The sequence below is a fragment of the Telluria sp. LT2P80 genome (assembly GCF_059685955.1).
Map to the genome: position 1 here is coordinate 491687 of NZ_JCASIO010000001.1, position 17694 is coordinate 509380.

A 17694-nucleotide genomic window follows, 5' to 3' on the forward strand; every position below is an offset into this window, starting at 1 on the left:
ACTTAACCTAAGTTTTTGAGAATCCAATTTCCACTTTCGAGGACGAGTACGCGGTCGCACTCGAACTCGTCCTGAACATTGTCGTGACCCGGCATGCTCTGGATCACGACTTCGCCTGCCTTGCGCAGGTCAGCGATTTTTTCCTTCAGCTCGGGGGCATTGCCCCACGGCGCGCGAATGGAATGCTTGCGCTCTGCCATCGGCAACAGCCGGGCCAGCTCGCGCAGGTCGAGCGAGAAGCCCGTTGCGGGCCGCGCACGGCCGAACGCTTCGCCCACATGGTCGTAACGGCCGCCGCGCGCAACCGCGTTCGGCAAGCCCGTCACGTACAGCGCGAACATGGCGCCGCTTTCATACTGGTAGCCGCGCAGGTCGGCCAGATCGATCGCGATCTCGGCGCGGCCCAGCGCGCCGGCAGCCAGCGCCGCCAGTTCGGCCAGCGCGCGCTGCACGCCCGGCAGCGCCGGCAGGGCTTCGCGGGCTTCGGCCAGCACGTCGATATTGCCGTACAGGCGCGGCAAGGCCAGCAGCGCCTTGCGGGTCTGCGGGTAGTAATTCTGCGAGATGGCGTCCAGGCCCGGCGCATCCTTGGCGCGCAGCAGGCAATAGAGCTGGTTCTCGTCGCGCTTGGCGGCCGGGTCGTCGTCGAGCAGTGCGCGCAGCACGCCGACGTGGGCCAGGTCGAGGCGCACGTTCGTGAAACCGGCCAGGGCCAGCGAGCCGAGGGCCAGTTCCTGGATCTCAGCATCGGCTTCGAGGCCGGCATGGCCGTAGATCTCGGCGCCGATCTGCATCGGCTCGCGCGTAGCATGCAGGCCCGACGGGCGGGTATGCAGCACGCTGCCGGCATAGCACAGGCGGGTGATCGAGTCGCGGTTGAGCAGGTGCGCGTCGATGCGCGCGACCTGCGTGGTCATGTCGGCGCGCAGGCCAAGCAGGCGACCCGACAGCGGATCGATGACCTTGAAGGTTTTCAGGTCGGTGTCGGCACCGGCGCCGGCCAGCAGCGAATCGAGATACTCGAGCAGCGGCGGCATGACCAGTTCGTAACCGTAGAGCCGGAAGTTGTCGAGCATCAGTCGGCGCAACTCTTCGATCTTGCGCGCTTCGGACGGCAAGACATCGGCGATATTTTCAGGCAATAGCCAATTCGGCATGGGCAACGACGTTATGGGTTTGGGATAGTCAATGGCAAGCTTCGTACGACAGGCGTGCCAGCGCACGACGCGAACGCCGAATCGGTGATTTTAACCGAAAACCACCAGATTGAGGCAGCGAAAGCGGCACCGGCGGGGGTCAAGGTTGATAATCTGCCACGATGCCGGACAGTACGGGCAATGCCTGCCGTAGATGAAACTGGGGGAGCAAGGCCAATGGCCCTGCTCCCCCAGTTTGTTCAACTACCCGCGCAACCAAGCGGGAACGGCCTTATTTGCCGCCGCCTGCAGGCGCCTTGAAGTACTTGAAGAACTCCGAGTTCGGATCGACGACAAGGACGTCGCTGCGATCCTTGAAGCTCGCACGGTACGCTTCGAGCGAACGGTAGTAGCGTGCGAATTCCGGGTTCTTGCCGAAGGCGTCGGCGTAGATGGCAGATGCTTTGGCGTCGCCGTCACCCTTGACTTTTTCGGCGTCGCGGAACGCTTCGGCGATGATCACGGTGCGCTGGCGATCGGCGTCGGCGCGGATCTGCTCGGATTCGGCAGCACCGGTCGAACGCGATTCGTTGGCGACGCGAACACGCTCGGCGCGCATGCGTTCGTACACCGAATTGATGTTTTGCTCGGTGTACTCGACACGCTTGAGGCGCACGTCGACGATGCCGATGCCGACTTCCGCGGCTTCAGCAACGAGCTTTGCCTGCACTGCTGCCATCACGGCTGCGCGCTGGCCCGAAATCACTTCACGCACGGTGCGCTTGGTGATCTCATCGCTCAGTGCCGCCTTGATGACCTGCGACAACCGGTTCTGCGCGCGCGTTTCATCGCCCGCGAAACTGACGTAGTACAGGCGCGGATCGCTGATGCGCCACTTGATGAACGAATCGACCAGCACATTGCTCTTCTCGGACGTGATGAAGCGGTTCACGTCGGGCGTGTCGAGCGTCAGGATGCGCTTGTCCATGTAGACCACGTTCTGAAACGGTGGCGGCAGTTTGAAGTGCAGGCCCGGCTTGTCGATCACTTCCTTGACCTGGCCAAGCGCGAACACGATCGCGAAGCGGCGCTGGTCGACAACGAAAATGGTGGACGACAGCAGCATCAGTGCGATGAAGCCGGCCACGAAGATGGTAACGAGGCGGTTCATTAACGGGTCTCCCGATCACGTGAGGAATCACGGCTGCGCTCATCACGCTGGCGCACCGCTTCCAGGGCCTGGGTCACTTCGGCCGGCTGGGCAGTGCCTGGCACTTGCACCGGACCCGACTTGCTGCCGACCTGGGCATCGTTGGCTGCAACCTGCTGCATCAGCTTGTCGAGAGGCAGGTACAGCATATTGTTGTTGGCACGCGAGTCGATCATCACCTTGGTGGTGCTGGAGAAGATCTGCTGCATCGTGTCGACATACATGCGGTCACGGGTCACGCCCGGGGCCTTGGCGTAGGCAGCGACGACCTGATCGAAGCGCGACGCGTTACCGGTCGCATTTTCAACCACCATCGAGCGATACGCTTCGGCGTCCTGTTGCAGGCGGAACGCCTGGCCGCGTGCAGCCGGAATCACCTGGTTGGCATACGCTTCACCTTCGTTGCGGGCGCGGGCACGATCCTGGCTGGCGCGCACGGCGTCATCGAACGCGCTCTGGACCTGCTCCGGCGGTTGCACACCCTGCATCGTCACGTTGCTGATCAGGGCGCCCAACTTGTAGCGATCGGTGATCGTCTGGATCAGCGTCTGCACATCAGCCGCGACTTTCTCGCGGCCTTCATACAGAACGAAGTCCATCTTGCTGCGACCGACCACTTCGCGGATCGCCGTTTCGGCTGCCTGACGCACGGTGTCGTCCTGATCGCGGTTGTTGAACACCCATGCGACCGGGTCTTTCAGCGTGTATTGCACGGCAAACTGGATATCGACGATGTTTTCGTCGTCGGTCAGCATCAGCGATTCCAGCGGTTGCTTGTTGCTTGCCGTGCCACGGTAGCCGATCTCGGCCGTACGGATGGTCGAGACATCGACGATCTCGTGGGCCTGGATCGGATACGGCCAACGCCAGTTGAAACCAGGCGTCGTCGTGTGGCTCAGCTGGCCGAAGGTCGTGACGACAGCGGTTCTACCCTCTTGCACGATGAACGCGCCGGAAGCCAGCCAGATGAAGCCGACGATGATGGCAATCACGCCCGCACCAATGCCGGCGCCGCGCATTTCGCGGTTCGGACCACCGCTGTCGCCGCCACCATTGTTGTTGCCACGGTTGCCAAACATCTTGTTGAGGCGCGCATTGAAATCGCGCCACATCTGGTCGAGGTCGGGCGGACCGTCGCCCGGACGGCGACCGTCCTGGGCCTTGCGGTCATCTTCTGGGTTGCGGCCCCAGCGTGGGTCGTTCAGCGACAGTTTGACGCCGAATCTTTTTAGTATGGAAACAAACATAGGCTTAGCGTGGCCCGACAAGGGTGGAAGTTGGCAGATGGTCGGCAGGACCTTCGGGTAGCGCGCCAGGCAGCGCGTCCACCGACGCATCGACCTCAGCGAGCTCGAAAGCGTCGTCCTGTTCTTCGTTTTCCGGGGTGGCTCGATAGCTTTGACCAGGTCCGGACTTGGCCGTTTCGGCGATCGCCGAACGCAGCAGATCCAGGCCGGCGCCGCTATGGGCACTGATAAACACCCGGTTGATCTTATCATACTCATCACGCTCGATCCCGGGCTCCAGGCCCGCAGCATCGATCTTGTTCCAGACCAGAATTTGGGGAACATGATCGGCGCCGATCTCGCGCAATACCTCGTTGACCTGCTCCACCTGCTCCATGCGCGTAGGTGACGCGCTGTCGACCACGTGCAGCAGCAGGTCGGCGTGGATGGTTTCTTCGAGCGTGGCGCGGAATGCCGCCACCAGCTGGTGCGGCAAGTCGCGCACGAAGCCGACGGTGTCAGAAATGACGACACTGCCCACCTCGTCGCCCAGATACATGCGGCGGCTGGTCGTGTCGAGCGTGGCGAACAGCTGGTTCGCCACGTAGACGCCGGCCTTGGTCAGCGAGTTGAACAGCGTCGACTTGCCGGCGTTGGTATAGCCAACCAGCGAGACGGAGAACGTGTTGTTGCGGCCGCGCTGACGGCGCTGGGTTTCGTGCTGCTTGCGCAGCTTGGCCAGCCGCGCGCGCAGCGCCTTGACGCGTTCGCCGATCAGCCGGCGGTCGGTCTCGAGCTGGGTTTCACCCGGACCGCGCAGGCCGATACCGCCCTTTTGCCGTTCAAGGTGAGTCCAGCCGCGGATCAGGCGCGTGGCCAGGTGCTGCAACTGGGCCAGCTCGACCTGCAGCTTGCCCTCGTGGCTCTTGGCGCGCTGCGCGAAGATATCGAGGATCAGGCTGGTACGGTCGACGACGCGCAACTCGAGACGACGCTCGAGGTTACGCTGCTGGGCAGGCGAGAGTGCGTGATTGAAGATGACGATGTCGACGCCGAGTGCCTTGGCGTCGAGGGCGATTTCATCGGCCTTGCCGCTGCCGATGAAGAGTGCGGGATCGGGGCTCGAGCGCTTGGCCGTGATCGTGGTGATCGGTTCGGCGCCAGCGGACTTCGCAAGCAGGGACAACTCTTCGAGACTGGCGTTGAAGTCGCCAGTCCCGAAGTCGATGCCGACCAGGGCTGCGCGCATGAGCGGCGTGCCGGGGGCGTCAGCCATCGGCCTTACTCGGCTTCGCTGGAGTCAAGATTGAGGTTGACGGCGCGGGCCGGCACGACGGTAGAGATGGCGTGTTTATAGACCATCTGGGTCACGGTGTTGCGAAGCAGGACGACGTATTGGTCGAAGGATTCGATATGACCCTGCAGCTTGATACCGTTGACCAGGTAGATCGAGACAGGGACGTGTTCCTTGCGCAAGGCGTTGAGGAATGGGTCTTGTAACAGTTGCCCTTTGTTGCTCATAACAGCTCCGTGATGTTGTTGTAGTTAAAAGTTTGAGGCGATTTGCCGATTTTCAAGTAGTCATGCCACATGGGTGAGGCCATATTCTGCCAAAGCGAATGCGGCCCTGAACTACTGTAACCTGTTTCGCCACTTTTTGTCGTACTGCTACGGCTTCGCGAACGGGTTCTTGCCACTGCGCAGTTCGATCCGCAGCGGGGTGCCGACCAGGCTGAACGTCTCGCGGAAATGCTTCTCGAGATAGCGCTTGTAGGGCTCGCTGATCCCGTCCAGCGCGTTGCCGTGGATGACGATGATTGGCGGGTTCTGGCCACCCTGGTGGGCGTAGCGCATCTTTGGACGGCCCGAGCCCTTGCGCTTCGGCTCTTGCTTCTCCACGGCCTCTTGCAGCGCGCGCGTCAGGCGCGGCGTCGACAGGTTGGCAGTGGCGGCAGCATAGGCAGCCTCGACCGATTTCATCAGTTGCGTGATGCCGGTGCCGCGCAGTGCCGACACAAAGTGCGTGTTGGCAAAGCTCAGGAAATCGAGTTTGCGGTCGAGATCGATTTTGACTTCGTCGCGCTCGTCGGTTTTCAGGCCATCCCATTTGTTGACGGCCACGACCAGCGCCCTGCCCGACTCCAGGATGAAGCCGGCGATGTGCGCGTCTTGCTCCGAGATGTCTTGCTGGGCGTCGAGCAGCAGCACGACGACGTTGGCGTCGGCAATCGACTGCATCGTTTTGACCACCGAGAATTTCTCGATGGCTTCGAAGATCTTGCCGCGACGGCGGATACCCGCGGTGTCGATCAGCGTAAATTTCTTGCCGTCGCGTTCGAACGGTACTTCGATCGAGTCGCGCGTGGTGCCCGGCATGTCGAACGCAATCACGCGCTGCTCGCCGACCAGCGTGTTGATCAGGGTCGACTTGCCCACGTTCGGGCGGCCGACGATGGCGATCTTGATGCCATGGTCGACGTGCTCGAGTTCAGCCGGCTCGTCCGGCCGCGCGGCGAATGCCGCGTCGAGCGCCTCGACCACGAGGTCGGTCACGCCGTCGCCGTGGGCGGCCGAAATGACGTACGGGTCACCCATGCCGAGTTCGTAGAAGTCGGCGGTAACGGCCGTGTACTTCATGCCTTCGGATTTGTTCACGACGAGCATGACCTTGCGGCCGCTCTTGCGCAGGAAATCGGTGATGGTCTTGTCGTGCGGGGTCAGGCCCTGGCGGCCGTCGACGATGAACACGACCACGTCGGCTTCGGCGACGGCCTGGCGCGTTTGCAGCGCCATTTCGTGCATGATGCCTTCTTTGGCGACCGGCTCGAAACCGCCCGTGTCAATGACCAGGAATGGTCGTTCGCCAATGCGGCCTTCGCCGTAGTGGCGGTCGCGCGTCAGGCCTGGCATGTCGGCCACCAACGCGTCGCGCGAACGGGTCATGCGGTTAAATAAGGTCGATTTCCCGACGTTGGGACGACCTACGAGTGCGATTACCGGCTTCATGTTTTCTTATTCGACCGCGATGGCGGTCACAGTTCCGTTTTGTGTTTGAAAAATCAGGTTTGAGCCGGCCACCAGCGGCGTGCCCACAATCGGGCTCCCGTCGGTTGCGGCGCGCGCCAGGAAAGAGCCATCTTCGCGCGACAGGAAGTGCACGTAGCCTTCGTAGTCGCCAACCGCGACGGCGCGGCCATACGACAGCGGGGTCGACAGGCGGCGGAACGACAGTTTGTCGTTCTTCCAGCTGCTGGCGCCCGTGTCGCGGGTGAATGCATTGAGTGCTCCCTTGTCGTCCGGTGCGAACACGAACAATTGGTCGACGGCCACGCCGACGCTGGACGACAAGTCGCGCGTCCAGCGCGCCGAACCGGTCACCAGGTCAAAGCAGCCTACGCGCCCTTGGTAGGAAGCGGCGCACACCTCGTTCTCGAACAGCACCGGGGCGCCGCCGATATCGGTGACGCGCTCCAGTTCGGTCGCACCGCGCGAGATGCCGACCTCGACGTCCCAGCGCGGTGCGCCGGTGGCGATGATCAGTGCGGACAGCTTGCCGCCCGGCTGCGCGACGATGACGTCGGTGCCGGCCACGATCATGCCCGGCGCATTGCGCAGGGTCAGTGGTGGCGCGACCTTCTGCACGGTCCATTTCTTGCTGCCATCGGTCGCGTCGACACCGACGATGCGGTTGTCGATCGAACGGGCGACGACGATGCCTTGCGACACGACCGGCGCCGACAGGATTTCGCTCGACAGCTGCGTTTTCCAGAGCAGCTTGCCATCCATGTCGTAGCCCATCAGGATGCCCTTCTCGGCACCGACGACGATCAGGTTGCCATCCGTGCCCACGCCCGCCGACAGGTCGCTGTCGGCCTTGACGCGCCACAGCTGCTTGCCGGTGGCGGCATCGACACGCGCAATGGCGCCATCGGCCGCGGCCACGACGAGCGTGTTGCCGCTCAGCGCCGGCGAGAACTGGTAGCCCTTCGCCTTGCCGATGTCGAGTTTCCATGCGGTGCGCACGGCCATGCTGCCCTTGAGTTCGACGAGCTTGGCGGGTTGATCGCCCTTCTTGTCGGATGCAAATGGATTGAGCGAATTGAGGGTGGAGCAACCCGTCATCAGGGCCAGTACGCCGACGCCAACAAGCTTGCTGCTAATACGCATTATGTTCTACCTTGTTCCTGGACTATAAAGGACGCAAAGCCCGCGGCCGCTCGAAGGCGGACGCGGGCCATCTCATGCGAAAAATTTACGCAGCCGCTTTCTGGTCTGCGGCTGGCGCTTGGCCGTTCTTGTCTGCCGGCACCGTGCCGCCGATGGCTTCGAGCTTGACCTGCACCAGTTGACGGGCCGGGCTGGCGGCATCCATCGCAGCCAATGCGGCGACATACGCAGCACGTGCTTCGTTCAGCTTGTTCTGGCCGACCAGCACATCGCCCTTGCGGTCGTTCACTTCAGCAGTGAACTGCGGCAGGAACGTGCCGTTCAAGACTTTCAGGGCCTCGTCGAAGGCTTTTTCATCGAGCAGCACGCCAGCCAGACGCAGCTTGGCGATCGACTTGTATTCGTCGTTGCCGTTGTCGGCCGCCCATTGCAGCTGGGCCTTGGCGGTTTTCAGGTCGTTCGCTTCGAATGCCGTCTTGGCCGCGGCCAGGGCTGCCATCTGCGTGTATGGCGAATTCTCGTACTTGCTGCGGATGTCGCCGGCGATACGCTGCACCTTGGCATTGTCATTGGCCAGCAGCGACGTCTGCAGTTCGTCGTACAGCGCCGAGGCTTCGATCGACTTGTTGGCCTGGTGGGTTTTCCAGAAGTTCCAGCCGGCGAATGAACCGAGCGCCAGGATCAGGACCCAGACGATGATGTTGCCGTATTTCGACCAGAACGCCTTGAAGGAATCAAGTTGTTCCTGCTCTTGGTGATCGTATGCCATGTGCGTGTTCTTGTAGTGAGTGGATGGAATGCGTTGTACGACGGGGTTTAGTGCTTATGGATGTGATCGTGATCGTGACCGCAGTGTTCGTCATGCACGTGCGCGCCGGTGATCTGGTCGACCAGGTAATCGACCACTTCCAGGAACGGCACGGTGCTCTGCTGCTGCTCGCCGATCTCGCCGCGCATCGTCTTCACGGCCGCGGTTTCGTTGGCGACTTCGTCCTCGCCAATGATCACGGCAAACGCTGCGCCCGACCCGTCGGCCTTCTTCATCTGGCTCTTGAAGCTGCCAGCACCCGACGGCGTTGCGCAATGTAACACAACATCCAGCCCGGCATCCCGAATGCGCTCGGCCAGGATGAAGGCTTGCAGCTGCGCCTTCTCGCCCTGATGGACCATGTAGACGTCGCATTGGTTCGGCTCGGCCGGCTCGCCCATCGCCTTCATCAGCTCGATGATACGCTCCATGCCCATCGCGAAACCGACGGCCGGCGTGGCCTTGCCGCCAAACGTTTCGACCAGCGGATCGTAGCGGCCGCCAGCGCAGATCGTGCCTTGCGAGCCGAGTGCATCGGTGACCCACTCGAACACGGTGCGGTTGTAATAGTCCAGGCCGCGCACGAGGCGCGGGTTGACCGTGTACTGCACCGCGTTCTGGTCCAGCAAGAACTTGACGCCGTTAAAGTGCGCCAGCGATTCTTCGCCCAGGTAATCAAGCAGGCGCGGGGCCGCGTTGACCATTTCCTGCATGGCAGGATTCTTGGTGTCGAGGATGCGCAGCGGATTGCTGTGCAGGCGGCGCTTGGCCTCGGCATCCAAGATGCTTTCATGCTGTTCGAGGTAGGCGATCAGGTCGGCGCGGTGACGCTGGCGCTCTTCGGCATTGCCGATCGAATTCAGTTCGAGGCGCACATTCTCGATGCCCAGGTCATCCCACAGGCGGCGGCACATCATGATCAGCTCGGCATCGATGTCCGGGCCCGAAAAACCGATGGCTTCCGCGCCGAACTGGAAGAACTGGCGATAGCGGCCGCGCTGCGGACGCTCGTGGCGGAACATCGGGCCCTTGTACCACAGGCGGCGCGGGCCGTCGTAGACCAGATTGTGTTCGAGCACGGCGCGCACGACGCTGGCAGTGCCTTCCGGACGCAGCGTGAGCTGGTCGCCGTTCATCGAATCCTCGAACGAATACATTTCTTTTTCGACGATGTCGGTCACGGCGCCGATGGCGCGCGAGAACAGGCTCGTCTGCTCGACGATCGGCGTGACGATCTTCTGGTAGCCGTAGCTTTTCAGGATCGTTTCAGTGGTGTTCTCGAACAATTCCCACAGCGGTGCATCGCTGGGCAGGATGTCGTTCATGCCTTTGATGGCGACGATTTTTTCTGGTTTGGACATGGTAAGTAAACTCTTCGATCACCGCGTGCTGGCGCCGCGGCGGATTTTATTGTGCGACCGACTCGCGGCTGTAATTCTTCTTCACGTAATCGAGCACGATCGTCTGGAACTCTTCGACGATTCGCTCGCCGCGCAGCGTGGCAAACTTCTGGCCATCGACAAACACCGGCGCCGCCGTCGATTCGCCCGTGCCCGGCAAGCTGATGCCGATGTTCGCGTGCTTCGATTCGCCCGGCCCGTTGACGATGCAACCCATCACGGCCACGTTCATGCCTTCCACGCCCGGATAGGTCTTTTTCCATTCTGGCATCTGGTCACGCAGGAAGGTCTGGATATTGTCCGCCAGCTCCTGGAACACGGTCGACGTCGTGCGGCCGCAACCCGGGCACGCGATGACCATCGGCGTGAACTTGCGCAGGCCCATCGTCTGCAGGATTTCCTGGCCGACGATGACTTCGCGTGTGCGATCACCGCCCGGCTCAGGCGTCAGCGAAATACGGATCGTGTCGCCGATGCCTTCTTGCAGCAGCACCGACAGCGCAGCGGTCGAGGCGACGATGCCTTTGCTGCCCATGCCCGCTTCGGTCAGGCCCAGATGCAGTGGGTAATCGCAGCGGCGGGCCAGTTCGCGGTACACGGCGATCAGGTCCTGCACGCCCGAGACCTTGCACGACAGGATGATCTTGTTGCGCGCCAGGCCCACTTCTTCGGCGCGGATGGCGTTTTCGATGGCCGACGTGATCAGCGCTTCGTACATGACGGCCTGGGCCGACCATGGATTGGCGCGCAATGCGTTCTCGTCCATGATGCGCGCCAGCAGCGACTGGTCCAGGCTGCCCCAGTTCACGCCGATGCGCACCGGCTTGTCGTACTTGGCGGCGATCTCGATCATCTGGGCGAACTGGGTGTCGCGCTTGGCGCCCTGCCCCACATTGCCCGGATTGATGCGGTATTTCGACAGCGCCTGCGCGCACTCGGGATAGTCGCGCAGCAGCAGGTGGCCGTTGTAGTGGAAGTCGCCGACCAGCGGCACATCGACTTCCATGCGGTCGAGCTGGGCGCGGATCGCCGGTACGGCCGCTGCTGCTTCAGGCGTGTTCACCGTGATGCGCACGATCTCGGAGCCGGCACGTGCCAGCTCCTTGATCTGGATCGCGGTGCCGATCGCATCGGCGGTATCGGTATTGGTCATCGACTGGATGACGACGGGTGCATCACCGCCGACCCACACCTGGCGCGCGCCATGCGCGACCAGAACCTTGCGGCTGGCGCGGCGGGCCATCGGACCCGACGGAATGGCGGCGGCCGATGCGTACTCGGGGATTGGGGCTTCGTTCAAGGAATTCATGTTGGTTCCAGCGAGTGATCAGCTTATTTCAGGGCCACGCGTGCGATGGTCTTGCCCGGCTGCTGTGGCAGCGGGACGTTGGCGCCGCGCAGTGTCGCGGTCACGGCGCCCGGCACGCCGACGGTCAGGTTCACGGGGCCGGCGACCTCGACCGACTCGGTGCTGCCGGCCTTGACCAGGCGCGAGATCAGCGGACGACCGCCGCTGCTCGGACGCACTTCGATCCACGAATCGGCGCGCACGTTGAGCACCAGCGTGTTGACGCCTGCGGCAGCCGGTGCTGCGGCAACTGGTGCCGGCGTGGCGGTAGCCGGTGCAGTGACCGGCGCAGCGGCAGGCGCCGCTGCGGGTGCGGCCGGCGTCGTCGGCGCCGTCGTTGGCGCCGTCGCTGGCGCGCCCGCCGGGGCCGTGCCCTGGCTCGATGGCGACGGCACCGAAATGAGCGGCACCGACGGATTGATCAGGCCCTGCTGGACCGGCGCGGCAGTACCCGGTGCCACGACACCGGCAGCCGGATTCTCGAGCACCATCGTATCGCCCGATTCGACATCGCGGTTCAGACTTGGTATCAGGTCGAACTGCCAGGCCGCAACGGCGGCGCCGGCCACGATGACCACGGCGGCGATCCAGCCCAGTGGCAGACTGCGGCGCTTGCCATTGATCGGGAACCGGGTTTCCGAGAACGCCGCCGGTTTTTGTTCACGGCGCGCAGCAGCCATCGCCGACTGGGCGCCAGCGCGGGCTTCCGGCGGCATGTTCAGTTCGATCATCGACACCAGTGGCGCCGCGTCGATGCGCAGCAGCTTGGCGTAGGCGCGCACGAAGCCGCGCGTAACGGCCGGGCTGGGCAGCGACGCGTAATCGCCTGCTTCCAGCGCCAGCACCTGGCGCGGCGCCAGCTTGAGCTGGTCGGCAACCTGCTCGACGCTCCAGCCCATGGTCTCGCGCTGGGATTGCAGGGTCTTGCCAGGGATGCCGGACGCGTTGCCCGGTGCGGCTGGCTGGTCTGCTTGCTCGTTCATTGTCCTTGTCCTTGTCCTTGTTCTTCTTTACTCACCAAACGCCCCGCGCTCGTACGCTGCGTACTCGGGCGAACCGGGGAAGCGGCGCCGCAGCTGGGCTGCCAGCGACGCTTCATGGGTCCGGTCACCCGCCTTGCGGCCGATGCGCATGGCAAGCCACAGCGCATCGGCCGACAGCGTCTCGAGCTTGGCTGTCTCGAGCAGACGGTTGATGAAAAAACCGGCGCGCTCAAGGTCGCGCCGCTCGTAGTACACCCGCGCCAATCCGGTATTGACCGTTGGCAGACCGGGGTTCAGACGCAAGGCCTCGAGCAGATAACGCTCGGCCGCATCGTTGTTCTGGTTCTTGATGCTGCACACGCCCGCATTCACCAGCGCACTGAGCGGCGTCTGGTAAGTGGGGTTCTTCAGTGCGGCATCGAAATAACGCATTGCCTCGGCCGGACGGTTGACCGACTGGCATAAAAACGAACCAAAGTTGTTCGAAAACTCGGGGTCGTTCGGGCGCAGGCGCAGCGCCTGCTGGTAATTCTCTTCAGCCAGCGGATACTGGCCCATCGACGTGTAGACCAGCGCGCGCAAGCCGTACGCGTCGGCATAGGCCGCATCGGCCGCCAGCGCCTTCTTGATTTCATCGAGCGCGATCTCGTACTTGCCCTGCTGGTAATAACCGACCGCCAGCTGAATGCGGATCGACGCACGCTTCTCGCCCGCCGTCTGGTCCGACGCCGTCTTGAGCTCGCCGGTGGTACCCGACCCGCTGCCCGCGTTGCTGGCGCATCCGGCCAGCAGGGTCAGGGTCGAGGCGAGTGCAAGCGCGGCGGCAAGCTTCATCAGGTCGGGATCTCCACGATGCGCCCGAAGTCGGCGCCAAACTTTTTCTGGTACTCGGCCATTTTTTCCATGCGCTCGACTACCCGGGTGCGGTCCTTGACCTCACCGGCCAGCTGGCCGCAGGCGGCGTCGATATCGTCGCCGCGCGTCTTGCGCACGGTGGTGACGATGCCGGCATCCATCAGCACCTGGGCAAACGCCTTGATGCGGGGATTCTTGGAGCGGAACAGGCCGGACTCGGGGAACGGATTGAACGGAATCAGGTTGAACTTGCAGTTCACGCCGACCACGGGGTCGTTGACCAGCGCGATCAGTTCGCGTGCGTGCTCGTCGCTGTCGTTGAAGCCGTCGAGCATGCAGTATTCGAAGGTAATGAAGTCGCGCGGTGCGAATTCAAGATAGCGCTTGCAGGCGGCCATCAGTTCGCGCAGCGGGTATTTCTTGTTCAGCGGCACCAGGATATCGCGCAGCGCATCGTTCGACGCGTGCAGCGACACGGCCATGGCCACGGGCACGTCCTGCGACAGCTTGTCGATGTTCGGCACCACGCCCGAGGTCGACAAGGTCACGCGGCGGCGCGACAGGCCGTAGGCGTTATCGTCGAGCATCAGCTTGAGCGCGGTAACGGTGGGTTCGTAGTTCAGCAGCGGCTCGCCCATGCCCATCATCACCACGTTGGTGATCTGGCGTTCGCCTTTCGGGCCCGGCTCGATGCCTTTGGTGCGGCGCAGCTCGAACTCGGCCATCCACAGCTGGCCGATGATTTCGGCGACTGTCAGGTTGCGGTTGAAGCCCTGCTTGCCCGTCGAGCAGAAGCGGCAGTTGACGGCGCAGCCGGCTTGCGTGGAGATGCACAGCGTGCCGCGGTTTTCTTCCGGGATGAACACGGTTTCGACCGCATTGCCATTGCCGACGTCAACCAGCCACTTGCGCGTGCCGTCGGTGGACGTGTTGTCGCTGACGATGGCTGGTGCGCGCACTTCGGCGCGCGTGCTCAGCTTTTCACGCAGCGATTTGGCCAGGTCGGTCATGCTGTCGAAGTCCGCGGCGCCAAACTGGTGAATCCAGCGTTGGAGTTGCTTGGCGCGGAACGGCTTCTCACCCAAGTCGGCGCAATAAGCGACGAGTTGCGCGGGATCGAGGTCCAGCAGGTTGGTGAGCGTCGTCATGGCAAAAATTCCTCAGTTTCAGCACCCGCTCGCGTCAGCCCTTGGCCGCAGGCGAGCGGGTTACTCATTGCATTAGTCCGGGGAGAATGCTCCGGGGCGCGCCCGGACTGCGCTCCCCCTTACTAATTAACGCGAGTAGACGTTCAGTGCCGGGAAGTAGTAAGCGATTTCCACAGCAGCGGTTTCGGCAGCGTCCGAACCGTGAACAGCGTTGGCATCGATCGAATCAGCGAAGTCAGCGCGGATGGTGCCGGCGTCAGCTTTCTTTGGATCGGTTGCACCCATCAGGTCGCGGTTTTTCAGGATCGCGCCTTCGCCTTCGAGGGCGGTGACCATGACTGGACCCGAGATCATGAACTCGACCAGGTCCTTGAAGAATGGACGTGCAGCGTGCACAGCGTAGAAGCCTTCGGCTTCAGCGCGCGACAGTTGCACCATGCGTGCAGCGACGATCTTCAGGCCAGCTTCTTCGAAACGGCTGTAGATTTTGCCGATCACGTTTTTTGCGACTGCGTCAGGCTTGATGATGGACAGGGTGCGTTCGATTGCCATGAGAAAACTCCAATAAAATGAAAGGTTTAGAACTGAGCGATGTAAACAAACTTTGGGACTCAATTAACCTTCAATTTTACCATATCCGACCCGAAAAGCTCATATTGCGGTGGCGGTCGGCAAGGTGGTACAGTGGCGGCAAATCTACGTCCAGCTTCTTGATCAAACTTCATGCTCGTTTAAGTCACGTGTTATAGGATGATAGATAGTTGCTGTACAGTACCTGCAGTTATTCATTTCTTCGGAGGCACTATGTATCCTAGTACCCAAAGTACCATCGACCTGACCAAAGGTGGCCAGGCCTCGCGTAACAAAGTGCTACGCAATACTTACTGGTTGCTGGCGCTGTCAATGATCCCGACCGTGGCAGGCGCCTTCCTTGGCGTGTCCATGGGTGTGGCGCTGTTCAGCGGCATCCTCGGCTTCGTGATCTTCATGGCCGTCGCATTCGGCTTTATGTGGGCGATTGAAAAGAACAAGGACTCCGGTCTGGGCGTTGCCCTGCTGCTGGGCTTCACGTTCTTCATGGGCCTGATGCTGGCACCGCTGCTGACGCACACCCTGAACTATTCGAACGGCGGTAGCCTGATCATGACCGCCTTCGGCGGCACCGCGATCGTGTTCGCCGTGATGGCCAGCATCGCCACCACGACCAAGCGCGATTTCTCGGGCATGGGCAGCTGGCTGATGGCCGGTGTCGTCGTGCTGCTGCTGGCGGTCGTTGCCAACATCTTCCTGCAGATGTCGGTGCTGTCGATCGTGATCTCGGTCCTGGCGATCGGTATCTTCTCGGCCTTCATCCTGTATGACGTCCAGCGCATCGTCAACGGAGGCGAAACCAACTATGTCACCGCCACGCTGTCGATCTACCTGAACGTCTTCAACATCTTCTCCAGCCTGCTGCGCCTGCTGGGTATCGTGGGCGGCGACGACTGATCGTCCTCTGTCCCAATAAAAAAACCGGCCACTGGCCGGTTTTTTTTCGCCCACTTCCCTACCAAAAGCGGGGGTTAGGTCTGACATTCGGACACGGGCTCAGCCTTGATCACCTCCACAGCCGGGGTCAGGTCTGACATTCAGACACGACCTCAGCCTTAGCCATCTCCAACCACAGCCGGGGTCAGGTCTGACATTCAGACACGACCTCAGCCCTAGCCATCTCCAACGGTGTCTCGCTCAAAATTAGCATGGCACGATGCCTGCTAGCTTCCACTGCCCGACTGTCGAGCTCGTGTCCGAATGTCAAACCTGACCCCGGTTTGGCAGACGACTGTCGAGCTCGTGTCCGAATGTCAGACCTGACCCCGGCTTTTCAGTCGAGCTCGTGTCTGAATGTCAGACCTGACCCCGGCTTGGCAGTCGAGCTCGTGTCCGAATGTCAGACCTGACCCCGGCTTTTCAGATCCATTCTTCTGCTGGGGCTGGCTTTTCGCCCAGTTCAAACACGCCGATGGATTCTACGTGCGAGGTGTGCGGGAACATGTTGACGACGCCTGTCTTCGTCATGACGTAGCCGGCTTCGTGCACGAGGATGCCGGCGTCGCGCGCCAGTGTCGACGGGCTGCACGAGACGTACACGATCCGCTGCGGCATCAGGTGCTCGTGGGTGGTGCGCAGCTCGGCCAGCGACTGCGCCAGCGCCATCGCGCCATCGCGGGGCGGGTCGATCAGCATGCGGTCGAACCGGCCCAGCGCCACGAGGTCTTCTTTGGTCACGTCGAACAGGTTGCGGGTCGAGAATGACGTTTTGGCCGCCAGGCCATTGGCGCGGGCATTGTCCAGTGCGCGCTCGGTCAGCGCGGTGCTGCCTTCGATGCCGACGACCTCGCGCGCCTGGGTTGCCAGCGGCAGCGTGAAGTTGCCCAGGCCGCAGAACAGGTCGGCCACGCGGTCGGTCGGCTGCACGTCGAGCAGGCGCAGCGCCTTCGAGACCAGCACGCGGTTGATCTGGTGGTTGACCTGCGTAAAGTCGGTCGGCTTGAACGGCATGCGGATGCCGAATTCGGGCAGGGTGTAATACAAATCGGTGCCCAGCGGATAGTACGGATGCGCCGAATCGGGCCCCTTCGGCTGCAGCCACCAGTGGATCTTCCATGTGTCGGCGAATGCCTTGAGCAGCGTTTCGTCCTTGCGGCTGAGCGGCGCCATGATGCGCAGCACCAGCACGGTCGATTCTTCGCCGATCGCCAGCTCGATCTGCGGCACATGGTCGATGACCGACAGCGCTGCGATCAGTTCGCGCAGCGGCACGATCAGGCGCGCGACGTGGTCGGGCAGGATCTCGCAGGTGACGATGTCGGCCACCAGCGCCGAGGCTTTCTCGTGAAAGCCCACCATCACCGTGTTTTTCTTCGGCACATTACGCACCGACAGGCGCGCGCGGTAACGGTAATCCCAGGTCGGGCCGTACATCGGCCGCAGGATGGTCTCGGCCTTCACCTTGGCGATGTGCTTAAGGTTATCTTCGAGCACGCGCTGCTTCATCGCGACCTGCGCGCCCGGTTCCAGGTGCTGCATCGAGCAGCCACCGCAGTAACCGAAGTGGATGCATTTCGGCTCGACCCGCATGGACGACGCGCGCTGCAGCGTGACCATGCGGCCCGCTTCCCAGTTCTTCTTTTTCTTCAGCAGTTCGTAGCTGACGCGCTCGCCCGGCAGCGCGCCTTCGACGAAGACGACTTTACCGGGCGAGCCGTCGGCGTTCTCGAGGTGGCCAACGCCGCGCCCGTCCATGTCGAGGGATTTGATGTCGATGAAAATGTCGTGCATGGGCGATCAGAAAGGAGTGAGCGTCGAGGGGAGGATGCGCTGGCGGCGCGGCCGCACAGGCGCGCGCATGATAGCAAGGAAACCGATGAGGC

Annotated in this window: 16 protein-coding genes; 1 reads left to right on the forward strand and 15 read right to left on the reverse strand. The window is 62.4% G+C overall.

Annotated features, from left to right (window positions below; genetic code table 11):
- Window positions 1-2: 2 nt before the first annotated feature.
- From AC56LW_RS02235 to ndk, 14 genes are all read right to left on the reverse strand, one after another.
- Window positions 3-1157, reverse strand: a complete 1155-nt coding sequence (locus AC56LW_RS02235; RefSeq protein ID WP_499503166.1) for an ATP phosphoribosyltransferase regulatory subunit — start codon at window positions 1155-1157, stop codon at window positions 3-5.
- Between the two features lie 271 nt (window positions 1158-1428).
- The gene (hflC, locus tag AC56LW_RS02240) at window positions 1429-2307 is read right to left on the reverse strand and encodes a protease modulator HflC (RefSeq protein ID WP_332530944.1); all 879 of its coding nucleotides are present in this window, start codon (window positions 2305-2307) and stop codon (window positions 1429-1431) included.
- Window positions 2307-3593, reverse strand: a complete 1287-nt coding sequence (gene hflK, locus AC56LW_RS02245) for an FtsH protease activity modulator HflK (protein ID WP_332530943.1) — start codon at window positions 3591-3593, stop codon at window positions 2307-2309. Before hflK ends, hflC begins: the two co-directional genes overlap by 1 nt.
- 4 nt (window positions 3594-3597) lie before the next feature.
- On the reverse strand, window positions 3598-4821 hold the full coding sequence (hflX, locus tag AC56LW_RS02250) for a GTPase HflX (RefSeq protein ID WP_499632860.1): 1224 nt from the start codon (window positions 4819-4821) through the stop codon (window positions 3598-3600).
- 32 nt (window positions 4822-4853) lie between these two features.
- Window positions 4854-5093 carry an RNA chaperone Hfq gene (gene hfq / locus AC56LW_RS02255; RefSeq protein ID WP_183555416.1) on the reverse strand — a complete coding sequence of 80 codons (240 nt, stop codon included), beginning with the start codon at window positions 5091-5093 and terminating at the stop codon, window positions 4854-4856.
- A gap of 147 nt (window positions 5094-5240) precedes the next feature.
- The gene (der, locus tag AC56LW_RS02260) at window positions 5241-6578 is read right to left on the reverse strand and encodes a ribosome biogenesis GTPase Der (protein ID WP_183555417.1); all 1338 of its coding nucleotides are present in this window, start codon (window positions 6576-6578) and stop codon (window positions 5241-5243) included.
- A gap of 6 nt (window positions 6579-6584) precedes the next feature.
- Complete coding sequence (bamB, locus tag AC56LW_RS02265) at window positions 6585-7739, reverse strand: outer membrane protein assembly factor BamB (RefSeq protein WP_499631227.1); 1155 nt, start codon at window positions 7737-7739, stop codon at window positions 6585-6587.
- 85 nt (window positions 7740-7824) lie between these two features.
- Window positions 7825-8508, reverse strand: a complete 684-nt coding sequence (locus tag AC56LW_RS02270; RefSeq protein ID WP_332530941.1) for a YfgM family protein — start codon at window positions 8506-8508, stop codon at window positions 7825-7827.
- A 47-nt stretch (window positions 8509-8555) separates the two neighbouring features.
- The gene (hisS, locus tag AC56LW_RS02275; RefSeq protein WP_332530940.1) at window positions 8556-9908 is read right to left on the reverse strand and encodes a histidine--tRNA ligase; all 1353 of its coding nucleotides are present in this window, start codon (window positions 9906-9908) and stop codon (window positions 8556-8558) included.
- A 46-nt stretch (window positions 9909-9954) separates the two neighbouring features.
- Entirely contained in the window at window positions 9955-11256 is a 1302-nt protein-coding gene (gene ispG, locus AC56LW_RS02280; RefSeq protein ID WP_499631231.1) for a flavodoxin-dependent (E)-4-hydroxy-3-methylbut-2-enyl-diphosphate synthase, read from the reverse strand.
- Window positions 11257-11279: 23 nt separating this feature from the next.
- Window positions 11280-12278, reverse strand: a complete 999-nt coding sequence (locus AC56LW_RS02285; RefSeq protein WP_499631234.1) for a RodZ domain-containing protein — start codon at window positions 12276-12278, stop codon at window positions 11280-11282.
- 27 nt (window positions 12279-12305) lie between these two features.
- Window positions 12306-13112 carry a type IV pilus biogenesis/stability protein PilW gene (gene pilW / locus AC56LW_RS02290; RefSeq protein WP_499631237.1) on the reverse strand — a complete coding sequence of 269 codons (807 nt, stop codon included), beginning with the start codon at window positions 13110-13112 and terminating at the stop codon, window positions 12306-12308.
- Window positions 13112-14281, reverse strand: coding sequence for a dual-specificity RNA methyltransferase RlmN (gene rlmN, locus AC56LW_RS02295; protein ID WP_258835036.1), 1170 nt, complete (start codon window positions 14279-14281; stop codon window positions 13112-13114). The genes pilW and rlmN overlap by 1 nt, the downstream gene beginning before the upstream one ends.
- Before the next feature lie 126 nt (window positions 14282-14407).
- Window positions 14408-14833, reverse strand: a complete 426-nt coding sequence (ndk, locus tag AC56LW_RS02300; protein ID WP_183555425.1) for a nucleoside-diphosphate kinase — start codon at window positions 14831-14833, stop codon at window positions 14408-14410.
- A 252-nt stretch (window positions 14834-15085) separates the two neighbouring features.
- Between ndk and AC56LW_RS02305 the strand changes: the two genes are divergently transcribed.
- Window positions 15086-15769 (forward strand): Bax inhibitor-1/YccA family protein, encoded by a 684-nt coding sequence (locus tag AC56LW_RS02305; protein ID WP_499631240.1) that lies wholly within the window; start codon window positions 15086-15088, stop codon window positions 15767-15769.
- 462 nt (window positions 15770-16231) lie between these two features.
- Here AC56LW_RS02305 and rlmD read toward each other — a convergent pair whose 3' ends face one another.
- Window positions 16232-17602 (reverse strand): 23S rRNA (uracil(1939)-C(5))-methyltransferase RlmD, encoded by a 1371-nt coding sequence (gene rlmD / locus AC56LW_RS02310; protein WP_499631243.1) that lies wholly within the window; start codon window positions 17600-17602, stop codon window positions 16232-16234.
- Between the last annotated feature and the right edge of the window lie 92 nt (window positions 17603-17694).